Source organism: Bradyrhizobium sp. CCH5-F6 (assembly GCF_001556045.1).
Taxonomy (GTDB): Bacteria; Pseudomonadota; Alphaproteobacteria; order Rhizobiales; family Xanthobacteraceae; genus Bradyrhizobium.
This window is the reverse complement of sequence record NZ_LSIC01000178.1, coordinates 149636-171297: the sequence shown is the minus strand read 5'-3', so window position 1 is coordinate 171297 and position 21662 is coordinate 149636. Positions and strand designations below refer to the sequence as shown.

Sequence of the window (21662 nt, the reverse complement as noted above, 5' to 3'; positions counted from 1 at the left end):
TGTTCGGGTTGGCGTTCCCCTTGCAGGCTGGTCGTCATTCGGTGTGTGGAGAAACAGGATCATGAGCGATGCGAAGCCCGTCTGGATCAGGGATCCCCTCGCCATCCTCGCCGACGGTGCCGAGCGCGGCTTCGTGGTGAAGGGCGGCCGGATCGTCGAGCTCGTGCCGGCTGGCGCTACGCCCGTGACGGCGGATGTCGCGGTGTTCGATGCGGGCGAGCATGTCGTGCTGCCGGGCCTGATCAACACCCATCATCATTTCTACCAGACGCTGACGCGGGCGCTGCCCGCGGCGCTGGACCGGGAGCTGTTTCCCTGGCTCCAGGCGCTCTATCCGGTCTGGGCGAAGCTGACGCCTGATGCGCTCGAGCTCGGCGTCACCGTGGCGATGTCCGAGCTGCTGCTCTCGGGCTGCACCACCACGACCGATCACCATTACGTCTTTCCGGCAGGACTCGAGGACGCCGTCGACATCGAGGTGGCGGTCGCGCAGCGGTTGGGCATGCGGGTGCTGCTGACCCGAGGCTCGATGAATCTGTCGCAGCGCGACGGAGGCCTGCCGCCTGACAGTGTCGTGCAGGACGAGGACACAATTCTCGCCGACAGCGCGCGTGTGGTCGCAAGGCATCACCAGCGTGGTGCGGATGCGATGGTGCAGATCGCGCTTGCGCCGTGCTCGCCATTCTCGGTGACGACCTCGCTGATGCGCGCCACGGCCGATCTCGCCGACAAGCTCGACGTGCGCCTGCACACCCATCTCGCCGAGACCGAGGACGAGAACGAATTCTGTCAGCAGATGTATGGCTGCCGCCCGCTCGACTATCTCGAGCAATGCGGCTGGCTCAATGCGCGAACCTGGCTCGCCCACGGCATTTTTTTCAACGACGACGAGATCAAGCGGCTCGCCAAGGCGAAGACGACCATCAGCCATTGCGCGTGCAGCAACCAGCTGCTGGCGTCCGGCTGCTGTCCTGTCTGCGAGATGGAAGAGGCCGGCGTCGGGATCGGCATCGGCGTCGATGGCTCGTCGTCGAACGATGGCTCGAACCTGATGCAGGAGGTGCGCGCCGCCTTCCTGGTGCAACGGGCGCGATATGGCGTGACGAAGGTCAGTCAAACGGATGCGCTGCGCTGGGCCACCAAGGGCTCGGCGGCCTGCGTCGGCCGCCCGGAGCTCGGCGAGATCGCCGTCGGCAAGGCCGCCGACCTTGCCCTGTTCAAACTCGACGAGCTGCGCTTCTCCGGCCACGGCGATCCGCTGGCCGCGCTGGTGCTGTGCGGGGCGCATCGGGCAGACCGGGTGATGGTGGCCGGGAGATGGACGGTGATCGACGGCGCGATTCCGGGCCTGGATGTGGCAGACCTCATGCGCCGCCACAGTTCCGCGGCGCGGGCCATGCGGGCGGGATAAGCCAGGCAAGATGGAAAGAGGGGGCAGCCACAAGTGCCGGGTGCTTCTGGCCACCCCCTCCGAACCTCCTCCGGGAGGAGCAGGTGTTTTCGACGAAGCAAGAAGCGTGCTACTTGCCCGGGAGCTTGTCGTCGATGCCCTTGACGTAGAAATTCATGCCGAGGATCTGGCTATCGTCGAGGTGATCGCCGCCCTTGCACTCGACCGGCTTGCCGTCCTGCCCAACGATCGGGCATTTGAACGGGTGCAGCTTGCCGGCGGTGATTGCGGCCTGGGCATCCTCGGCCATTTTTTTCACATCATCGGGCATGTTGGTGTAGGGGGCCATGGCAAACATGTGGCTGTCGAGGCCGCCCCAGGTGTCCTCGGATTTCCAGGTTCCCGCGAACTCGGCCTTCACGCGCTCGATGTAGTAAGGGCCCCAGGTATCCAGGATCGAGGTGAGCTGGGTCTTGGGCCCGAACTTGATCATCTCGGAATCCTGGCCGAAGGCGAGCTTGCCGCGTTCGCTGGCGATCTGCATCGCGGCCGGAGAATCCGTGTGCTGCATGATGACGTCGGCGCCCTGGTCGATCAGCGCCTTGGCGGCGTCGGCTTCCTTGCCTGGATCGAACCAGGTGTTGGCCCAGATGATCTTGACCTTGATGTTCGGGTTGATGGTCTGCGCTGCCAGCATCGTCGCGTTGATGCCGGAGACGACCTCCGGAATCGGGAACGAGCCGATGTAGCCGAGCACGCCTGACTTCGACATCCTGGCCGCGATCAGGCCTTGAATGTAGCGGCCCTGGTACCATTTGGCCGAGTAGGTCGACATGTTCGGGTTGCGCTTGTAGCCGGTGGCGTGCTCGAAATGCACGTTCGGATATTTCTTGGCTACCTTCAACGTCGAATCCATATAGCCGAAGGACGTCGTGAAGATCAGCTTGTTGCCGGCGCGGACCAGCTGCTCGATCGCGCGCTCGGCGTCGGGACCTTCGGGCACGTTCTCGAGATAGGTGGTCTCGATCTTGTCACCCAATTCCTTCACCAGCGCCTGACGACCGAGGTCGTGCTGATAGGTCCAGCCAAGGTCTCCAATCGGACCTACATAGATGAAGCCGACCTTCAGCTTGTCTGCGGCGGAGGCTGCGCTGACGTTCCCGGCAAGCAAAAGCCCGACAGTCAGTGCAAGAAGTGATTTCCACATCATCAATCTCCAAACGTCAGGGGAAAGCACGATCCGCGACGCGCGCGCCCCATCGCGCGTGCCGCGGAAACGGGACTCAGCGGTCAGGCACGAACACGGTGCCGAGCGCCGCCGGCGCTGTCGAACCGCCGGTCCGCGCGCGGGAGATCAGGACGAGCACGATGATGGTCGCGAGATAAGGCAGTGCCGACATGAACTGCGAGGGAATGCCGACGCCCCAGCCTTGCGCATGCAATTGCAGGATCGTCACCGCGCCGAACAGATAGGCGCCGGCCACGAGCCGGCCTGGCCGCCAGGACGAGAACACCACCAGCGCCAGCGCGATCCAGCCGCGGCCGGCGGTCATGCCTGGAACGAAGAACGGCGTATAGGCGAGCGGCAGATAAGCACCGGCAAGGCCGGCGCAGGCACCGCCGAACATCACGGCGAAGGTGCGGATGCGCAGCACGGGATAGCCGAGCGCATGTGCGGAGACGTGATTGTCGCCGCAGGCGCGGAGGATCAAGCCCGCCCGCGTGCGGTACAGGAGCCACCAGACGCCGGCGATGAGTGCAATGGAGAAATAGACGAAGCCGTTCTCGCCGAACAGCACACGGCCGATCAGGGGGATGTCGGTGAGACCCGGGATGCTGAGCTGCGCGGCGGGCGTGACGCGCTCGCCGACAAACCCGGCCCCGATCAGGCCTGACAGCCCAATGCCGAGGATGGTCAGCGCGAGCCCGGTCGCAACCTGGTTGACGGCAAGCCCGAGCGCCATCAGCGCGAAGACGAGCGACATCAGAGTGCCCGCGACCATGCCGAACAGCGCGCCGATGAAAATCGATCCGGTCAGCCAGGCCCCGGCAAAACCACAGGCCGCGCCGACGATCATCATGCCCTCGACGCCGAGATTCAGCACGCCGGAGCGCTCCGTCACGAGCTCGCCGGTCGCGGCGATCAGCAGCGGCGTCGACGCGGCGAGCACCGCGAGGATGATGGCTTCAACCAGCTCCACGGGTCACCTGTCGGTTCGGGAAGACCAGCTTGAAGCGGTACAGGATCAGGGAATCGCAGGCGAGCACGTAGAACAGCAGGATACCCTGGAACACCTTGGTGACGTCCAACGGGATCTTCATCGCGATCTGCGCCTGCTCGCCGCCGATAAAGGTCAATGCGAGAAAAAGGCCTGCAATTAGTATTCCAAGCGGATTCAACCGGCCGAGGAATGCGACGATGATTGCGGTGAAGCCGTAGCCCGGCGAGATGCCGGGCTGGAGATGCCCGACCGGACCTGCGACCTCGATGATGCCAGCAAGACCCGCCAGTGCGCCTGATATCGCGAAGGTCACGATGATCGATTGATTGACGTTGAAGCCGCCGAACCGCGCCGCGCGCGGCGCAGCTCCGACCACGCGGATCTCGAATCCCTTGATGGTCCGCGCGAGCAGGATCGCCACTGCGGCGACGACGAGCAGGGCGAGAACCGAGCCGATATGCAGCCGGCCGCCCTCGATCAGCAGCGGCACCGTTGCCACCGGATCGAACTCGGCCGTGGTCGGAAAGTTGAACCCGTGCGGATCGCGCCAGGGGCCGCGTACGAGATAGTCGAGCAGGAGGTCGGCGACATAGACCAGCATCAGGCTGGTCAGGATCTCGCTGGCGCCGAACTTCACCTTGCATATTGCGGGGATCAGCGCATAGAGCGCGCCTGCGGCCGCGGCGAGCATGAGCATGGCCGGCAGCACCCAGGCGCCCGCGTCGGTGCCCTGCGTCTTCACCGCGATCCAGCTACCCGCCACGGCGCCGATCAGGAATTGCCCCTCGGCCCCGATGTTCCAGGCATTGGCGAGATAGCAGAGCGACAGCCCGATCGCGATCATCACCAGCGGGGTCGCCTTCACCGCGATCTCCTGGAGCGAATAGCCGTCGGTCAAAGGCGCGATGAAATAGGCATGCAGGGCGAGCAGCGGATTCTTGCCGAGGATTGCGAACAGGACGACCATGGTCGCGATCGTAAGGCCGATCGCGATCAGCGGAGACACCAGCGCGATCGTGCTGGATCGCTCGGCGCGCTTCTCAAGCACCAGCTGCATGCGCGGCCTCCTCCGGCTCCAGGCTGCTGCCGCCCATCAAAAGGCCGAGCTTTTCGCGGCTCGCCTCGCTTGCTGTGAGCGGAGCCGAAAGCTTGCCATGGAACATCACGGCGATGCGGTCGGCGATCTCCGCGAGCTCGTCGAGATCCTGGCTGGTGACGAGGACGGCGGCACCTGCGGTTGCGAGATCGAGCAGCGCCTGACGGATGACCGCGGCGGCGCCGGCGTCGACGCCCCAGGTCGGCTGGTTCACCACCAGCACCGACGGATTGCGCAGGATCTCGCGGCCCACGATGAATTTCTGCAGATTGCCGCCGGAGAGGCTCGCAGCTTCCGGATCGCGCTTGGCCTTGCGGACGTCGAACGTCTCGGTCGTACGGTCGACCGCCCTCAGCGTGGCAGCGGTATCGATCAAGCCACGACGGACCATGCCGCTGGCGGCATGGCCGGTGAGCAGCGCGTTCTCCGACAGCTTCATGCGCGGCACGGTAGCGTGGCCGAGCCGCTCCTCGGGCACGAAAGCGGCGCCGAGCTTGCGCCGTTGGGTTACCGAGAGCCGGCCGGCGGCGATCCCTTCGATCACGACGGTGCCGGGATCCTCAGAGAGTCGTTCACCGGATAGCGCGGCGAACAGCTCATCCTGGCCGTTGCCGGCAACGCCGGCGATGCCGAGGATCTCGCCGCCCTTCAGCTCGAACGAGATGTGTTCGAGCCGCACGCCATGCGCGTCCGCGGGGGTCAGCGAGAGATCGTCGACGACCAGCCGCGGCACATTGGTTTTGCGGCCGGATGCGGCCTTCACTTCCTTGATCTCTCCGCCGACCATCATCCGCGCGAGCGAGGCCGCGGTCTCGAGCCGAGGGTTGCAGGTCTCGACCTTCCTGCCGCCGCGCAGGATCGTTGCGGTGTCACAGAGGCGCTTCACTTCCTCCAGCTTGTGGCTGATGTACAGGATGGCGCGACCCTCGGCCTTGAGCCGTTCCAGCACGATGAAGAGCTGATTTGCTTCCTGCGGCGTCAGCACCGCGGTGGGCTCATCCAGGATGAGAAACTTCGGGTCCTGCATCAGCGCGCGGACGATCTCGATGCGCTGGCGCTCGCCTACCGACAATTGCCAGACTTCGCGCTTGGGATCGAGCGGCAGTCCATAGGTCTTCGACACCTGTTCCAGCCGCGCCGACATGTCCTTGAAGGATTCCTTGCCGTCGAGGCCGAGCGCGACGTTCTCGGCGACGGTGAGATTGTCGAACAGCGAGAAGTGCTGGATCACCATGCCGATGCCGCGGCTGCGTGCTTCCGACGGGCCCGGCAACACGATTGGCTGGCCCTGCCAGCGGATCTCGCCGGCGCTGGGCTGGATCAGCCCGTAGATGGCTTTGACCAGCGTCGACTTGCCGGCGCCGTTCTCGCCGAGCAGGGCGTGAATTTCACTCGGCCGGATGTCGATGTCGATGGAATCGTTGGCGAGGAAATCGCCGTAACGCTTGGTGAGGCCGATCGTCCTCAGGAGCGGGATTTCGCCGGAATGCTGGCCATTGGGCGTCCGATCGGACGTTCGCTGGTGCGTTTGCATGCGTGAAGTGTCTCAATGGTGGGCCAGTTTGAACCGCTGCAAGATGTGAGGAAGCATCGTCTCCCGTTCAACGCTTGGCGCGTCAAACCTCCGCAGCATCATCTCCTTTTGCATGTACTGTTACTTCGTCCATGCGCCTGCGTGCAGCGCTTCAGCCTCCATCTCGAGCATCGGTCCGACGACCTCCGTCGGCCGCTGGCCACCGGCAAAGACCTGGCGGCAGGGCAGGTCGAGCGTCGGGTTCTCCGGATGGTTACCGGTGAGGCCGCGCAGGCGGTGCTCGCTGAGGCCAAAGACGACGCGGCCGATACCGGCCCAGTAGATGGCGCCAGCGCACATCGCGCAGGGCTCGGCCGACGAATAGAGCGTGGCTTTCGCCAGCACCTCGCGCCCGATGGTGCGGCAGGCCTGGGTGGCTGCGAGACGTTCGGCATGCGCGGTGGCGTCATGATCCGGCATGTAGCCGTTCTCGCTCTCGATGAGGACCTTGCCGTCAGCCGCAACGACGACACAGCCGAAGGGATGATTGCCGTGGGTGAGCGAACGATGTGCGACTGCGAACGACAGGCGCAGAAAGTGTTCGTCACGTTCGGATGCGCCATCCATTGCTGCTCCACGGTCAGTGCCCGCCCTGCGCAGGCCGACCAGGATGAAGTCGGCTTCGCTGGTCCGTGCTTCATACACAATTTGCCAGGGACAATCACCCAGCAGCCGGTCGGACGGTTGTTGACGAGAGTATCCCGTATAACCGCTTGAAAAACATCGCTTATGCGGCCTATTTAGGTGCTGATGAGGGAGAAGTGCCGGATGCAAGTGCAGACGTCAGCCCGCCTGCGCGCAGGACCTGCGCGGGGCTGCCTGGCGCGTACTCGCATTCATGCTAGTCACGCGCGTGTTGAAGCCGGCACCGGTACGTGATTCTGCCCGCGTAGGACTTATATCGATTGTCGCCAGGACAGCAGCTGTCGCGGTCCAGAGAAGAGGAAGTCTATCGGAATGGGGGCCGTTAACGCCGTTCAAAACCCATCTCTCGGCGAAACGATCGTGCGTCGGATCAACGATCTGGCCGCGATTTCGGAAGAGCCCGGCAAGCTCACGCGCGTCTATCTCACCAAGGAGCTGCGCGAGGCCGCGGACCTCATCCTGAGCTGGATGCGCGAGGCCGGCATGAGTGCGCATCTCGACGCGATCGGCAATGTCTGTGGTCGCTACGAAGGCGAGCGGCCGGGTGCGCCCTGCCTGATGCTTGGCTCGCACTACGACACCGTACGCGATGCCGGCAAATGGGATGGGCCGCTTGGCGTGATCACGGCGATCGCCTGCGTCGCAGATCTCAATCGCCGCGGCAAGCGCCTGCCGTTCGCGATCGAGATCGTCGGCTTTGCCGATGAAGAGGGGGTGCGCTTCGCCTCGACGCTGCTCGGCAGCCGTGCTGTGGCCGGCACATTCGACGAGAGCGTTCTGAACACCCGCGACCGCGATGGCGTGTCGATGCGCGAGGCGCTCGTGCAGTTCGGCCTCGATCCCGACCATGTCGGCGCGGCTGCGCGGGCGCGGCGCGAGCTGCTGGCCTATCTCGAGCTGCATATCGAGCAGGGGCCGGTGCTGGAAGCACGAAACCTGCCCGTCGGCGTGGTGACCGCGATCGCCGGCGCCACGCGGCTTGCCGTGCGACTGACCGGCATGGCGGGGCACGCCGGCACGGTGCCGATGGTGCTACGGCGCGATGCGTTGACGGGCGCGGCCGAATGCATCGGCGCGATCGAGCAATTTTGCCGGAGCGATGCGAGCGGGTTGGTCGGCACCGTTGGATACATCCACGCCAGTCCCGGCGCGACCAACGTCATACCGGGCGAGGTATCCTTCACCATCGACATGCGCGCGCCGACCGACATGCACCGCAAGCGCGCGGTCGCCGAAATCGTCAGGCAGATCGAGGCGATCGCAAGACGCCGGCAACTGGTGCTCCAGCTCGACGTCACGCACGAAAACCGCACCGCGCCCTGCGCGCCCTGGCTCAGGGAGCAGATCGCGCAGGCGATCGCTGCGGAAGGTTTCTCCGTGTTCGAGCTGCCCAGCGGGGCAGGGCACGACGGCATGGCGATGATCGACATCGCCGATGTCGGCATGGTTTTCGTCCGCTGCCGCGGCGGCATCAGCCATCATCCCGACGAGCACGTCGAGCTCGCCGACGCCGACGCCGGCGCGCGGGTGCTGCTCAGGGTGATCGAGAATTTCCAGACGCGGGAAAGCCGCGGCGGAGCGAGCTGAATAGCCGGACGGCCGTTTGTCATCAGGGCGAGACACGAATCAATCACGCTTGGAGCGGTGACCGGCCATCGCCGGGATCGCGAGACACCAAGTGCACATGAACAGCGACATTCCCCCGCCGATACATCGAGGAAGCCGGTTCTACCAGGGCGGGGCTGCGACCTTCGTCGCCAACGTTCTCCAGGCGGTCAATTTTCTCGGTGATCGGTTCCTGAGAGAGTCGCATCATCCGTTGTCGGTCATCGAGGGCCTCTATCGGCATTCGATGGACAGCGCGTTCTCGGTGACCGAGGCCTTCCTCGTCACGGGCGCGCCGCACGCCTCCGCCTATTATCCCCGTGACTTCGCCTGGTTCTATCCCGACGTTCTCGACCCCGAAACCATCATGGATTCGCAGGATGCGGTGCGGCGGGCTCGGCTGCTCGACAAGAGCGTCCGCTTGTTGCTGGAGGCGGTTCGCGCCGACGTCGTCACGACGACCATCGTCCCTGCGGGACGTGGCCGGTATCTCGGCGTGAACTACTTCTCGCGCCCGTCGGACACGCTGCTCGGCATCCTCGCCGGTCTCCGGCAGATGATCTCTGCCGAAGACAGGGCGGCACCCTATCTGGCGATGTCGCAATGCGCGCATGCCGGCCGCCTGTTGCTGGCCGAATATGGCGGTGACCTGAAGCGGGCGATCCTCCGGCTCGCGAGCGAGCTCGAACCGTTCGAAGATGGCGGCGCCAGGTACTTGCTTTGCGATGTCCGTGCGCCTCGCTCAGCGGCGACGGACACCCGCGCCGAGCGCCGGCGTTTCGTCACCAACGCTTGCGTCTACACGACGTTCGCCTGGGGCGTGCAGCTCGGCATCGTCGACGAGACCGAGCTGAAGCGACTGCTCGGACGCGACCTCGGGCAGTACAAGAGGGACCTGCTCCGGCTGTTCGGCAAGGAGGGCTATGTCAGGCATTCGCTGGACGGCGCGGCAGCGACGCCGGCGTTCTCGGTAGCGCTGGATTTCGTCAGCGTGCATCGCGGATTCTGGGATATGAGCGAGGCGAGCGAACGGGCGCTGTTCGCGGCGACGACCGATCTGGTCATCGCCGAACCGCGGTTTCGCATCCCAAGCACCTTCCACTTCCTGGTGTCGGCGGAAAATCCGCGCACCAAGATGATCCACAAGATCGCGGCTCCCGCCTATCAGGGACGTTCCTCCTGGCCGACGTTCAACGTCGAGTTCGCGGATCGCATGCTCGATTACGACGAATTCTCAGGCGGCGATACCTACCGGGCCTGCGCCCAGGGGATATTGAAGGACATTCGCACCGCGACCGAAGTCCACGGCGGATATCAAGAGCTGATTTCGGAACGGGGCCTGAAGTATCGCACCTGGGCCTATAAGGGCGCCGTGGCTCACTCGTGGTTTCCGCGTTTCCTGTCCGTCTGGAGGAGGGCGTATGGAGCGCCGCTCCTCCATTGGAATGACTGACTCGGACGCTACCCCGCGGTCACGTCCACCAGCTCGCCGCCGTCGAGCACCTTGGCCGCCTTTTCGCGGTCGAGGTCACCTTCCCAGGCCGCGACCACCACCGTCGCCACGCAATTGCCGGTGAGGTTGCCGACCGCGCGGGCCATGCCGATGAACCAGTCGACCGAGAGCACCAGCACAAGGCCGATCGCAGGAATGCTCGGCACGGCGTTCAGCGTCGCCGCCAGGATCACGATCGCCGAGCCCGGCACGCCATGCGCGCCTTTTGACGTGATCAGGGAAACGCCGAGCACCAGCAGGAGATCGCCGAAGGACAGCGGCGTGTTGGTGGCCTGCGCGATGAAGACGACAGCCAGCGTCAGATAGATCGAGAAGGCGTCGAGGTTGAAGGAATAACCGGTCGGGATGACGAGTCCGACGACGGAGTCCTTCACGCCCATCCGTTCCAGCTTCTTCATGATCTGGGGCAGCACGGCGTCGGAGGAGGCGGTCGCGAGCACGATGGTCAGCTCCTCGCGCAGGTAGGCGAGGAATTTGAGGATGTTGATTCCGGCAAGTGCCATCACGCCGCCGAGCACGCCGAGCACGAAGATTCCGACCGAGACATAGAACAGCGCGACCAGCGAGACGAGCTGCTTGAGTGAGCCGACGCCGTATTTGCCGACGGTGTAGGCGACCGCGCCGAGCACGCCAAGTGGAGCAACCCGAACGATGAGCCCCATGACGCGGAACAGCACGGTGGAGGCGGCGTCGATGATCGAGGTGACGAGCTTCCCCTTCTCGCCGCCGACCAGTGCGAGGCCGACGCCGAACAGGACCGCGAAGAACAGCACCTGGAGCACGTCATTGCGCGACAGCGCATCGAACGAGGTGGTCGGGATGACGTTGAGCAGGAAGGAGCCGATGCCACCACCCTGGAGCTTGTGGGCGTTGTCGGCATAGGTATTGAGCGCCTTGGCATCGAGCGTCGAGGGATCGATGTTCATGCCATGGCCGGGGCCGAACACGTAGGCCAGGATGAGACCTACCACGAGGGCCACCGTGGTCATTACCTCGAAATAGATCAACGCCTTGACGCCGACCCGGCCGACCTTCTTGAGGTCGCCGGCGCCGGCAATGCCATGCACGACGACACAGAACACGATGGGGGCCACGATCATCGAGATTAGCTTCAGGAAGGCGTCGCTGAGGATCTTGAGGCTGATGGCAAAGTCGGGGACGACCATGCCGAGGATGATGCCGAGGATCAGCGCGGCGAGGACCTGGACGAACAGCGAGGTGTACAGCGGCTTTGGCTCGGCGGCAGGTGCCGCGGCAATGGTCGACATGATAGCTCCCCCGTTTCTGACGACGTCTTGATCGTCAAAAAGGAGCAACTAACGTGCCAGATTGTCGCGGCCATTTCAGAATGTATGCAGGATGTCACCAAACCCGGGGATTCTGTTGCGCGGCCTCCTGTTTGTAAGTCGTCAGCAGAAGCGCTATGTCCTGCCTCTTTGAAAGAGCTCGATATGACAATCTCAAATGAGGATGATCTCGCCCGCCTGAAAGAGGTCGGGCGTATCGTCGCCAATACCCTCGAGGCGATGGGGAAGGCCCTTGAACCGGGCATGACCACCTCTGAACTCGATCAGATCGGGCGAAAACTCCTGGAGGCTTCCGGGGCACGTTCGGCGCCGGAGCTCGCCTACGACTTCCCTGGAGCGACATGCATCAGCGTGAACGAAGAGATCGCTCATGGCATCCCGGGGACGCGACGGATCGAGCGTGGTGACCTCGTCAACATCGACGTTTCGGCCGAGAAGAGCGGCTTCTTTGCGGATACGGGAGCTTCGTTCGCCGTTCCGCCCGTGACCCGTTCGATTGAACGTCTTTGCAGGGATGGTCGGCGGGCGATGTGGACGGGCCTCCAGCAGGTTGGAGCCGGGAGGCCGATTGCCGGCATCGGTCAGGCCATCGGGACCTTCGCGCGGAAGAACGGCTATACGCTGGTCAAGAATCTCGCCAGTCACGGCGTCGGCTTGTCGCTCCATGAGGAGCCGACGGAGATCGCAACATGGCCTGATCCCTCAGAACGTCGCATCATGAGCGATGGACTGGTGTTTACCGTCGAGCCATTCCTGTCCATTGGTGCGGAGTGGGCCGAGGACGGCGATGATCCATGGACGCTGTACAGCAGCCCGAAGGCGCCTACCGTTCAGTACGAACACACCGTCATCGCAACCCGAAACGGACCTTTGGTCGTGACTTTGGCCGGGTGATGAAATCCCCGCGACGCGCACTTAGTGGCGCCCAAGGATTATTCTCAAGAGATTGTCTTTCAAGCGCCCTTACAAGCCCGTTACGCACGGACGGCCTCGTCACGCAACGAGATCCAGTAGCCGGCACGACCCTCGCACCAGCACCTTGCGTCCTGTCGGCGTCATCGCAGGCACGCCATCGTTGACGACGACGAGGCCGAGCCTGACCAGTCCTTCGACGAGATAGGCTTTCGAGAGGCGGCCGTTCGATACTGGACTGCGAAGTGTGCGCAGCGCTTCCCACTGGTCCGGCGAAAGATCGAAGTCGACGTCGTTGCTCATACTGCCTCTAGCGATAGTGCCGTTTGCGCGACGCTGTTAGCGGCGCAGCATGAAGACCATGCGACGACAATGAGTCGGGAATTCGGTAAGTCGTTCAGAATGTCTCTTCACGAATTGCCGCACTTCATTGCGCCACAAGAGTTAAGAGCGTCGCATGGGAACAGCGCCCCGATCTCCGATCACCAATTGATGATCTGTGCTTGATGTTGCAGCGCGGATTGCCGCAGTGCACGGAAAGTAATGCTGTCCCATTCTGCGTCGCCATATGCACAGAAATACAGAAATGATGAGACGAGGCGTTCACGATTCTGCTAGGCTATCTTGCAGGGAATGGCTTCACACAACAGGAGTGTGAGTGCATGAAAAGGCTGATTCAAATTCGCAATCAGGAATTTTTGTGCCGTGAACGCGCCGCGCGCGATTCGGAGCGCCGGATGTTCTGGCTCGCGCGGGCCCAGGAATGGGAGCAGCGCGCGCTCGACGAGATCGCTTATCACTTTCGGGAGTGCAATCTCGTGCAGGCCGAGCGGAACGCCGCCTGACGCCGCTGGCAAATATTGCTTACTGATAAGTTGCCACGATATCGGACACGGCGCGCTCGAGCTGGTGCGCGGTGGCGCATTGGCGCACCACGCTGCAAAAGGTCGCGTAGCGCGGCATCTCGGAATCGCCAAAGCCCCACGCGAGCCGCCCTTCGGGGTTGAGCCAGACCAGCCGCTTCGAACGTTCGGAGATGCGGCGCAGGATGTCGGCGCGCGGGTCGAGATTGTTGCTGCGGGCATCGCCGAGCACGATCACCGTGGTCTGCGGCGTCAGCGAGCTCATGAACTGCTTCTCGAAATCGACCAGCGAAGAACCGTAGTCCGACGAGCCGAAGCCGACCTTGGACATGATCTCGGCCATCGCCTCCTCCGGCAACTTCGATTCCAGGATCTCGCTGACCTCGATCAAATGCGATGAGAAGGCGAACGAGCGGACGTCGTCGACCAACTCGTGCAGCGAATGGATCAGCAGCAGGAAGAAGTCGGACACCTGAGCGACCGAGCCGGAGACGTCGCAGAGCGCCACGATCTTCGGCCGGTCGCGATGTTTGCGCTTCCATGCCGTGAGGAAGGGGACGCCGCCCCAGGCCGCATTGCGGCGGAGCGTGCGGCGGACGTCGAGATGACCGCGGCGCTGGCGTTTGCGCGGCTTTGAATAGCGCTCGCGCAGCCGGCGCGCGATCCGGCGGATGAGTGCGCGCATCTCGGCGACCTGGCGCCGCTCGATGCGGGCAAGCGGCGCATTGCGCAGAATCTCGTTGCGGAGGTTTTCGGCCTCCTCGCGGGCATAGAGTGCAAGCCCCTGAGAGACCGTATCCCGCACGGCCTCGCGCAAGGCGTCCAGCGCGGCGCGCAGACGCTCGGCCAGTGCCGGGTTGGTCGCGGTCAGCCCGTCGAGATCGTCTCGCAGGCGCTGGAGGCCCATGGCGTCGAGGATGCGGCTGGAGAAGATGCCGCGCTGGGTGGAGTAGCGGATGTCGGAGAGCGAGGCTGCCCCGGAGGCGCTGGCGATGGCGGCTGCGATCGCATTGCGGTCCTGCGACAGCAGCATCTGCGCGAGCTGGCCTAGACCTTCGGGGGGCTGACCTTCCCCGGCGTCGCTGGGAGCGCCGGAAGAGGGCGACTGATCGGCGTCCTGCGGCGTGTCGTCGTTATCAGCCTCGGGCTGGTCCTGCCGCGGCTCCGGCTGACTGAAGAAGAGATCGAAGCAGTCGCCGAGCGCGAGCTTCTCGTCCTGCGACTTGGCAAGGGTCAGAAGCAGCGCGTCGCGCAGAACGGCGCGGTCCGAGATGCCGACCTGCGCGACTGCCCGCATCGCATCGATGCTTTCGGCGGGCGAGACGTGAACGCCGACGCCCCGCGCCGCTCGAAAGAAACGATGGAGGTTCTCGCGCATCGGCGTCAACCGAAGACGTTGGACCGTGCCGCCTTGGCAATGAAGGTCGTCACCTGCGGCGCCGCTGCCTCGATGTCGGCTTCGTATTTCAGGAGCACGTTGAGTGTGTCCTTGACGATCTCGGTGTCGAGCTCGGAAGCCTGAAGCAGCACCAGCACGCGCGCCCAATCGATGGTCTCGCTGACCGACGGCAGCTTCTTCAGATCCAGCGAGCGGATCTCGTGGATGAAGCCGACCATCTGCCGGCGCAGTGTCTGCGAGATGCCGGGAACGCGGCTCTCGACGATGCGCTCCTCGAGCCGCTGCTCGGGGAAGCCGATATGCAGATGCAAGCAGCGCCGCTTCAGGGCGTCACCGAGGTCGCGCTCGCTGTTGGAGGTGAGGATCACGGTCGGCGGCGTGATGGCCGACACGGTTCCGAGCTCGGGGATCGTGACCTGGAAGTCCGAGAGGATTTCCAGGAGCAGCGATTCGAATTCTGCATCCGACTTGTCGATCTCGTCGATCAGGAGCACGCAGCCGCCCGGCTGCTCCAGTGCCTGGAGCAGGGGACGCGGCTCGACGAACTCCTTGGAGAAGAACACGTCGCCGAAATCGTGGAGCTGATCGAGCGCCGCATGCAGCGTCTGCGCGCCGCCGAGAACCTCGCCGAGCTTGTCCTTCAGGATCTGCGTGTAGAGAAGCTGCTTGGCGTATTTCCACTCGTAGAGCGCCTTGGCCTCGTCGAGGCCCTCGTAGCATTGCAGGCGGATCATCTTCATGCCGCGCCAGGCGGCGATCGCCTTGGCGAGCTCGGTCTTGCCGACGCCCGCCGGGCCCTCGACCAGGATCGGCTTCTCGATCTGCTGCGACAAATACACGGCGGTCGCGATTTGCCGGCTCGCGATATAGCCTTGCGCGGCGAGGCCGCTCTCCACTGCCTCGATCGCGGTCGAGGCCTTCTGATCAGCCACGAAAGGGCGCTCCCAAAGGTCCTTGTTTGAGGCTTGTTCTGCCTGCGTTCCAGGCAAAGGACAAGCCTCGTTTGGGAGACATCAGACCCGCGTGAACGGCGTTTTTTCCGCTTAGCGCAAATAGTTGAGCGGTTCGTCGTTCGCCCGATCAGTGCCGCAGCAGCTCCGGTTTGCGGATGGTCTGTCTGACCTCGGCGCCGCAATCGGCGCATTCATAGACGAAGTCGATCTTGGCAAGGCTCCAATGCGGCTCGACCTCGCGCACATACATCGGCAGGAACCCCATACAGGTTGGGCAATTCACAGGCGCGATTTCGGTGTCCTGATGATGCTGAACGTAAGCTGGCATCTCGGCTCTCCTTTGCAGGCGACCCATCAAACCCCGCGCAAAAGCTACTGCCAGTCTCATCGGAGCCCTCATCAACTCTTTCGAACAGAGGCGGAACGAGGGACGTTTGTCGTTGGCTGTGACATTCCAGTTACGGATGGTACTGTAACGGGGCGGATCAGATGCCTATTTCGCAGGCCGGGATCACTGGATTTCACAGCAACGATAAGGGAGTAACGCCCATGACGCATGCCATTCGTTTTCACAAGACCGGCGGTCCGGAAGTCCTGGTCTGGGAGGAGGTCAATGTCGGCACACCTGGACCCGGCGAGGCGCGCATTCGCCACACCGCTGTCGGCCTCAATTTCGTCGACATCTACAACAGGTCAGGCCTCTATCCGGCGCCGTTGCCGAGCGGGCTCGGCAGCGAGGCGGCTGGTGTCGTCGAGGAGGTCGGGCCCGGTGTCACCGATCTGAAGCCGGGCGATCGTGTCGCTTATGGTGCCTCGCCGCTCGGGGCCTATTCCGAGGCGCGGCTGATCCCCGCCGACCGGCTGCTGAAATTGCCCGAGGGCGTCGACGACAAGACCGCGGCCGCGATGATGCTCAAGGGACTCACCACGCAATATCTGATCCGGCAGACCTATCGCGTGAAGCCCGGAGATACCATCCTGCTTCATGCCGCGGCCGGCGGTGTCGGTCTGATCCTGAGCCAGTGGGCCAAGCATCTCGGCGCGACCGTGATCGGCACCGTCAGCAACGACGAGAAGGCGAAGCTCGCCAAGGCGCATGGCTGCGACCATGTCATCATCTACACGCGCGAGGATTTCGTGAAGCGCGTCGACGAGATCACCGGCGGCAAGAAGGTGCCGGTGGTTTACGACTCCGTTGGCAAGGACACGTTCCTGAAATCGCTGGATTGCCTCGCCCCGCTCGGCGTCGCCGCGCTGTTCGGCCAGTCTTCCGGCGCGGTGGAGCCGCTCAATCTCGGCCTGCTGGCCCAGAAGGGCTCGCTGTACGTCACGCGCCCGACGCTGTTCACCTATGCCGCCAAGCGCGAAAATCTGGTCGCGATGGCGAACGAGTTGTTCGACGTCGTCAAGTCCGGCGCGGTCAAGATCGAGGTGCACCAGACCTATCCGCTGAAGGACGCGGCCAAGGCGCATGCCGATCTTGCGGCGCGCAAGACCACGGGATCCACCGTCCTCCTGGTCTGATGCTCGGCCGGACCGTGACGCAAGCCATCCGGCCTGCGTCAGGTCCGTTCGTGCTTGCGCAGATCGCGGGTGTGATCGAGGCGGATTGCCTGGAGATCGACGTCTTCGGGCGGGATCTGGGGCAGTGCGGCCTCGGTCAGGATGGCCTCGGTCACGTCCTCGACCGCATTCTCCACGATTTCGTGGATGAACGAGATGTTCCGGTATTCGCCCGAGGCGATGCGGGAGATGACTTCGCGCCTTGTGATTTCGGGGTCGACGACCGCCTCTCGGCCTCGCCGCCCATAGTCGATCATCACGACGAAATATTGCATTCAAACGATCCTGCCGCGCCCCATGGTCCCGGCGCGCGGCAGATTGTTTCTGGAAAGACGAATTTTGTCAACAACGATTTCCAAAAATCGGAAATCGCTCGCCGGGCGGCCGCTTACTTGCCTTTCTTGCGGGGACGCGCCGACTTCGCACGCAGCCGTTCGAGCTGCCCCTTCGGCATGGACAGGCAGATCTCTCCCACCCAGTCGAGCTTGACGCCGACGATCGGCTTGGCGTTGAAGCTCGTGAGATTGACGACGGAGGGCGATTTTCCCCTCTCGATGGTCTTCAGATAGCGCTCGCCGGTCTTGAGCCGGACCACCGCCTCTTCGCCGTAGAAGCTCGACAGCGGATGGCGCTGTTCCTTGTAGACCACGATCACGTCGCCGCTTTCGTATTTGGGCAGCATCGAATCGCCCACGATCTCGAACGCGATCGTCTCTTCCATGATCGGGAAGGGCAACGTGATGTCACCGAGGCCTTCCGGGGGGACCTGTTCATAGTCCGGCTCGATCACCGCGCCGGCGCCGACGCGGCCCATGATCGGCGCGAGATTGAGCTCGAGATATTCCATGATCGGAATGATCTCCGAAGCCTTCACCAGGCGCTCGCCGCCGAGAATTTCCGAGACCGCGCCGGGACGCACGCCCATGGCCGCAGCCAGGCCGCCCTTGCTCTTGCCCGTCTTCTCCAGGCCGCGCTCGATCATTGCAACGTCCAACATTGGTGATTCCCTCGATTGCACACCGTCTCGCCTCTTGTAATCCGAAATTCGGAATTGATGCAATTATGAATATCAGAATTATCGCTTGACTCCGTATTCGGAATAACGGAATGTGTGTCTTGTCTCCCGGTCGTTCGTTGAAGGGAGGCGCATCACAGGACAGCAAGCATGGAACCGGGCCATTGGCCGTCGGAGCACTCCGACGCGCTTCGCGATTATTTTCTCAAAGGCATGTCTTATGCGGAGATCGGCAGACAGATTAACGCAAGGTTTGGAACGGCTTACACGCGCAACGCGGTGGTCGGCCGCGCCAAGCGGCTCGGGCTCGTCGTGCCGGAATGGATGGCGAGTCCGGCGCTCGCGCCGTCTTTGCCGGCCGAGGCCGGCCTGCTTTCGCGGCGTCGGGCGGCGTTGCCGTACCTGAGCGTGCCGCCCAAGTCCGCAATGAAGCCAGCCGCGCAGGTCAAGTTGCGCTGTGTCGGCGTCCAGCCCCGCCTGGTCCAACTGGTCGAGCTGGAGCCCGCCGACTGCCGCTATCCCTATGGCGGCGACAAGGACGGGGAGGAGATCGCCTTCTGCGGTCACCCGCGCCAGCCGGGCTCGAGCTATTGCCCGCCGCATGCACGCCTGGCGCGCCGCTCCGGAGCGGTGTCCGCACGTCCCGCACGCCCGGTCGTGCTGAGGCTGGTCTCGGCCGCCTGAAGGTGCCGCCGTCCGTTCAATCGTCAGTCCTGCAAGGAGTATTCGAGTGGCTCGTGTCCGACGCAACAAGTCCTACAAATTGGCCCAGATCTACGACCGGCGGTCGCGGGAGGTGCCGTTCAATGCCGAGGTGGCGGAGGTGGAGGTCGACAATCCGCTCGCGCTCGATTCAGGCGAGAAGATCCTGGCCATCCGGTCGATCCGCGGTGATCCGCTCGGCCGGCTGCACGCGCATCACCAGATCGACGAGGCGCAATACCGCGGTGGGCGCGCCTTCCAGAACGATTGGGAGCGGGCGGAACGGGGCCCTCAGGCGGTGGATACGACTCGCGAATATGTCGATGGTGCCGGCACGCGCGAGCCCGTCACCGAAAGCCAGCGACAGGCGGTGTTGCGGCTGAACCGGGTCGAGCGCGAGCTCGGCACCGACGGCGCCGCGCTGGTGCACGACGTGCTTGTGCTGGGGCTGACCATGGACCAGATCGGGCAGCGGCGCGCCGTCCGTACGCAGCGGTGGAACGATTATTTTGCGCGGCGCTTTCGCGAATGCCTGGATCGGCTGGCGCTGGTCTACGGCTTTGCGACGGAGAGTGGGAAAGAACGTGGAGACCGGCGCAGATGATTGCGGCAGGCCGGCGGTCTCGGCCGCCGGCCTGCCCTGTTGCCTAGGGATGAGGTACAATCTTGTAGGGGGTGGCGTAGGGCTCGACCCGGAGCGAGGCGTTGGCCAGAAGCCCTATCTTGGCGGTCGGCGCCTGCTGTAGCTCGCCGTTCGGGCCACGATGCACATTGTATTGCCAGACGGTGAGATCGCCCTTCTGTGCCAGCGCGTGTGCCACGGCGCTCGCATCGTTGCCGCCGAGCGCCTGAAGCTCATCCGCGGACAATCCGACGATGATTTCGTCCTTGATGGTGACGATCTTGAACAGGTTCATCTTGGTCTCCTGCGCCCATGCGCCTTGTATCGAGAGGGTGAGAAGCGCGACTGCGCCGCCCCTGATGAGATCGCAGCGAGAAAGCATGCCGTCGTCCTTTTGGTGCTGACGCGCGCCCAAATCGAAATTTTCAGCCATGGCGCCCGAATCTGCGTGGCCGTGCCGCAACGGCTTGGTCGCTCGCATGCGGATGGCGGTTCACCGCGGAATTGCATCCCCGATGGAAACTGCGTGTGCGGTCAGGGCAAGGCAAGGTCGCCGTTCACGCTCGTGTACAACCGCCGAGATCGGGTTCAACAATTACGTGTATATGAACGGATCGCGAATTCCTGGGCGCATGCGCATTCGCAGTGGAAACAAGGCGAAACGCCGCGCCGATTGACGGCAATCAGGGGCTGTGCGTGATTGATGCCGCTTCTTGACGCAGGTGGGTGACTGAAGTCGATATTCCTGTTATCCGGAATCGCCGTGGTGCGATGAGACGAAAGCATCGTTGCAGCCACGGTCGGGGCTTGCCGGAAGAGTTGTTCCTTGTCATAACTGCAACCTTATGGTTGAGTCCGCTGTTGGGCGCAGTTCAGCGTGCCAGCCTGGCGGGCCCAAGGCTGAGAGTTCGTCGCATAGGCTCTATTGCGACGTTCGGTTCTTGAGTGGATCACGAGGGCCGATGCTTGTCATAGGTGCGAGATGAAGAACCTCAATTTCGCGGCTGAACTGCACCTCAAGCTCGGTGTGCCTGCAAGCGGCACCGTCGAAAGCCTGCGCCTGCTCCGCGCGTTCCTGAAGCTCGCACCTCGACAGCGTTTCGAGGTGATCCAGCTGGTCGAAGATCTCGCCACCGAAGAAGCTCTTCCCGAGCATCCCTTGTCCTGAGGCTGGCGGCGCGCCGGCCCTGTCTGCTTCCTTTTCCTGCCAGAGCCGGGTCCCACCGGCCTCGTTCCGAGGCTGGCCGCTGGAAGGCGGTCCGGCTAGTGTGGTATTCAGTTGGGAAAAAGGGAGGAGTACGACGATGATCGAACCGAAACTCGAGGTTCCGGCCGAACTGCGCGATCTGGCCGAGAAGACGATCGACCAGGCGGAAAAGGCATTCGGCATGTTTTTTGAAGCCGCCACCAAATCGATGTCGTCCGTTCCGGGCGCGGGGACGGAGGTGTCGAAGCAGGCGCTGGCTTTCACCGAGCAGAACATGAAGTCGGCCTTCGAGCATGCGCGCAAGCTGGTGCATGCCACCGACCTTCAGGAAGCGATGCGGATCCAGTCCGATTTCCTGCGTACTCAGTTCACCAGCGCCGGAGATCACATGCGCCAGATGACCGGCAGTCTCATGCAACCAGGCAAGGGCAAATCCTGATTCTCGGCCTGTGTACAACGTGCCCACAAATTGATCTTGTGTGGCGTGGAGATCCGCGCTTCGATGCTGGCGCAGGTCCATGATGGGCCACCGAATGAACTTCATTCGCCGTCCGTCATCCTTTCTGCTGATCCCTGCTGGTCCTCCGGCAGGGATTTGCATTTAAAGCAGGTGGCGATCTTCTGGCGGCGGCCGAAGCGCGACGGGATTGGGGCGATCGTGATCGCGCTTTGGGTGATCGTTGGAGCACGATCTTCTCGAAAAGCCGCTGCACGGCTTTCCGGATCACGCGCTAACGCAACGATGCGATGTAGGCCGCGATATCGCCGGCTTCGGTGCGGCTCAATGGAAAATTCGGCATCTTCGGGTGCGGATCGAGCAGGAAGAACGCGAGCCTTTCAGGACTGAAGTCCGGCCTGCGCGCAACGGATGCGAAGGAGGGGACGTCGGCGCTCGCCCGGGTCTGCCCGTTCGCCACGACGTGGCAGCTCGCGCACCAGCGCTTGGCGAGGTCGGCACCATGATCGGCGTCAGCCGCGAGAGCGGACGACGTGGCGGGGCCACAGAATACGCCGAGCAGGAGGCAAATCCGTCTTACATGCCGAGGCATAGGGCAATCTTTCTGCATTCACGTGC

Annotated in this window: 24 protein-coding genes; 10 read left to right on the top strand and 14 right to left on the bottom strand. The window is 63.6% G+C overall.

The genetic code is table 11. From position 1 onward, the window contains the following. The first annotated feature begins 61 nt into the window (after positions 1-61). Positions 62-1411: an 8-oxoguanine deaminase gene (locus AX729_RS30770; RefSeq protein WP_061027927.1), complete on the top strand. Its 1350-nt coding sequence runs from the start codon at positions 62-64 to the stop codon at positions 1409-1411. Between the two features lie 109 nt (positions 1412-1520). Here AX729_RS30770 and AX729_RS30765 read toward each other — a convergent pair whose 3' ends face one another. From AX729_RS30765 to AX729_RS30745, 5 genes are all read right to left on the bottom strand, one after another. Further along, complete coding sequence (locus tag AX729_RS30765; protein ID WP_061027950.1) at positions 1521-2597, bottom strand: BMP family ABC transporter substrate-binding protein; 1077 nt, start codon at positions 2595-2597, stop codon at positions 1521-1523. A 76-nt stretch (positions 2598-2673) separates the two neighbouring features. After that, positions 2674-3591, bottom strand: a complete 918-nt coding sequence (locus AX729_RS30760) for an ABC transporter permease (protein ID WP_061027926.1) — start codon at positions 3589-3591, stop codon at positions 2674-2676. Then, on the bottom strand, positions 3578-4669 hold the full coding sequence (locus AX729_RS30755; protein WP_061027925.1) for an ABC transporter permease: 1092 nt from the start codon (positions 4667-4669) through the stop codon (positions 3578-3580). The genes AX729_RS30760 and AX729_RS30755 overlap by 14 nt, the downstream gene beginning before the upstream one ends. Then, positions 4653-6242, bottom strand: a complete 1590-nt coding sequence (locus AX729_RS30750; RefSeq protein ID WP_061027924.1) for an ABC transporter ATP-binding protein — start codon at positions 6240-6242, stop codon at positions 4653-4655. The genes AX729_RS30755 and AX729_RS30750 overlap by 17 nt, the downstream gene beginning before the upstream one ends. 120 nt (positions 6243-6362) lie before the next feature. Further along, positions 6363-6848 carry a nucleoside deaminase gene (locus AX729_RS30745; RefSeq protein ID WP_061027949.1) on the bottom strand — a complete coding sequence of 162 codons (486 nt, stop codon included), beginning with the start codon at positions 6846-6848 and terminating at the stop codon, positions 6363-6365. A gap of 390 nt (positions 6849-7238) precedes the next feature. Between AX729_RS30745 and AX729_RS30740 the strand changes: the two genes are divergently transcribed. Beyond that, on the top strand, positions 7239-8513 hold the full coding sequence (locus AX729_RS30740) for an allantoate amidohydrolase (RefSeq protein ID WP_061027923.1): 1275 nt from the start codon (positions 7239-7241) through the stop codon (positions 8511-8513). A gap of 97 nt (positions 8514-8610) precedes the next feature. Next, on the top strand, positions 8611-9984 hold the full coding sequence (locus tag AX729_RS30735) for a hypothetical protein (RefSeq protein WP_061027922.1): 1374 nt from the start codon (positions 8611-8613) through the stop codon (positions 9982-9984). A gap of 8 nt (positions 9985-9992) precedes the next feature. On the opposite strand, the gene AX729_RS30730 is transcribed toward AX729_RS30735, so the two are convergent. Continuing rightward, the gene (locus AX729_RS30730) at positions 9993-11312 is read right to left on the bottom strand and encodes a dicarboxylate/amino acid:cation symporter (protein ID WP_061027921.1); all 1320 of its coding nucleotides are present in this window, start codon (positions 11310-11312) and stop codon (positions 9993-9995) included. 183 nt (positions 11313-11495) lie between these two features. Here AX729_RS30730 and map point away from each other — a divergent pair, with 183 nt between their 5' ends. Continuing rightward, a complete protein-coding gene (gene map, locus AX729_RS30725; protein WP_061027948.1) occupies positions 11496-12245 on the top strand; it encodes a type I methionyl aminopeptidase in 750 nt (249 codons plus the stop codon). Between the two features lie 99 nt (positions 12246-12344). On the opposite strand, the gene AX729_RS30720 is transcribed toward map, so the two are convergent. Next, complete coding sequence (locus tag AX729_RS30720; protein WP_061027920.1) at positions 12345-12566, bottom strand: hypothetical protein; 222 nt, start codon at positions 12564-12566, stop codon at positions 12345-12347. A 359-nt stretch (positions 12567-12925) separates the two neighbouring features. Between AX729_RS30720 and AX729_RS30715 the strand changes: the two genes are divergently transcribed. Continuing rightward, on the top strand, positions 12926-13108 hold the full coding sequence (locus AX729_RS30715; protein WP_061027919.1) for a hypothetical protein: 183 nt from the start codon (positions 12926-12928) through the stop codon (positions 13106-13108). A 19-nt stretch (positions 13109-13127) separates the two neighbouring features. On the opposite strand, the gene AX729_RS30710 is transcribed toward AX729_RS30715, so the two are convergent. The 3 genes from AX729_RS30710 to AX729_RS30700 all read right to left on the bottom strand — a co-directional run bounded on the left by AX729_RS30710 (position 13128) and on the right by AX729_RS30700 (position 15806). After that, positions 13128-14504, bottom strand: a complete 1377-nt coding sequence (locus AX729_RS30710) for a VWA domain-containing protein (protein WP_061027947.1) — start codon at positions 14502-14504, stop codon at positions 13128-13130. A gap of 5 nt (positions 14505-14509) precedes the next feature. Next, a complete protein-coding gene (locus tag AX729_RS30705; RefSeq protein WP_061027918.1) occupies positions 14510-15457 on the bottom strand; it encodes an AAA family ATPase in 948 nt (315 codons plus the stop codon). A 148-nt stretch (positions 15458-15605) separates the two neighbouring features. Then, positions 15606-15806, bottom strand: coding sequence for a hypothetical protein (locus tag AX729_RS30700; protein WP_061027917.1), 201 nt, complete (start codon positions 15804-15806; stop codon positions 15606-15608). Positions 15807-16027: 221 nt separating this feature from the next. On the opposite strand from AX729_RS30700, the gene AX729_RS30695 reads away from it, so the two are divergent. After that, positions 16028-17002 (top strand): quinone oxidoreductase family protein, encoded by a 975-nt coding sequence (locus AX729_RS30695; protein WP_061027916.1) that lies wholly within the window; start codon positions 16028-16030, stop codon positions 17000-17002. A 38-nt stretch (positions 17003-17040) separates the two neighbouring features. Here the strand turns inward: AX729_RS30695 and AX729_RS30690 are convergent, their stop codons facing one another. Both AX729_RS30690 and AX729_RS30685 read right to left on the bottom strand, forming a co-directional pair. Beyond that, entirely contained in the window at positions 17041-17316 is a 276-nt protein-coding gene (locus tag AX729_RS30690) for a hypothetical protein (RefSeq protein ID WP_061027915.1), read from the bottom strand. 113 nt (positions 17317-17429) lie between these two features. Next, entirely contained in the window at positions 17430-18038 is a 609-nt protein-coding gene (locus AX729_RS30685) for a S24 family peptidase (protein WP_061027914.1), read from the bottom strand. Between the two features lie 168 nt (positions 18039-18206). On the opposite strand from AX729_RS30685, the gene AX729_RS30680 reads away from it, so the two are divergent. Continuing rightward, positions 18207-18740: a GcrA family cell cycle regulator gene (locus AX729_RS30680; RefSeq protein WP_061027913.1), complete on the top strand. Its 534-nt coding sequence runs from the start codon at positions 18207-18209 to the stop codon at positions 18738-18740. 46 nt (positions 18741-18786) lie between these two features. After that, complete coding sequence (locus AX729_RS30675) at positions 18787-19362, top strand: hypothetical protein (RefSeq protein ID WP_061027912.1); 576 nt, start codon at positions 18787-18789, stop codon at positions 19360-19362. A 43-nt stretch (positions 19363-19405) separates the two neighbouring features. Here AX729_RS30675 and AX729_RS30670 read toward each other — a convergent pair whose 3' ends face one another. Further along, entirely contained in the window at positions 19406-19762 is a 357-nt protein-coding gene (locus AX729_RS30670; protein WP_061027946.1) for a hypothetical protein, read from the bottom strand. A gap of 600 nt (positions 19763-20362) precedes the next feature. Here AX729_RS30670 and AX729_RS30665 point away from each other — a divergent pair. Beyond that, the gene (locus tag AX729_RS30665) at positions 20363-20548 is read left to right on the top strand and encodes a hypothetical protein (RefSeq protein ID WP_061027911.1); all 186 of its coding nucleotides are present in this window, start codon (positions 20363-20365) and stop codon (positions 20546-20548) included. 136 nt (positions 20549-20684) lie between these two features. Beyond that, the gene (locus AX729_RS30660) at positions 20685-21026 is read left to right on the top strand and encodes a phasin (RefSeq protein WP_061027910.1); all 342 of its coding nucleotides are present in this window, start codon (positions 20685-20687) and stop codon (positions 21024-21026) included. A 292-nt stretch (positions 21027-21318) separates the two neighbouring features. Here the strand turns inward: AX729_RS30660 and AX729_RS30655 are convergent, their stop codons facing one another. After that, complete coding sequence (locus AX729_RS30655) at positions 21319-21636, bottom strand: c-type cytochrome (RefSeq protein WP_061027909.1); 318 nt, start codon at positions 21634-21636, stop codon at positions 21319-21321. Positions 21637-21662 lie beyond the last annotated feature (26 nt).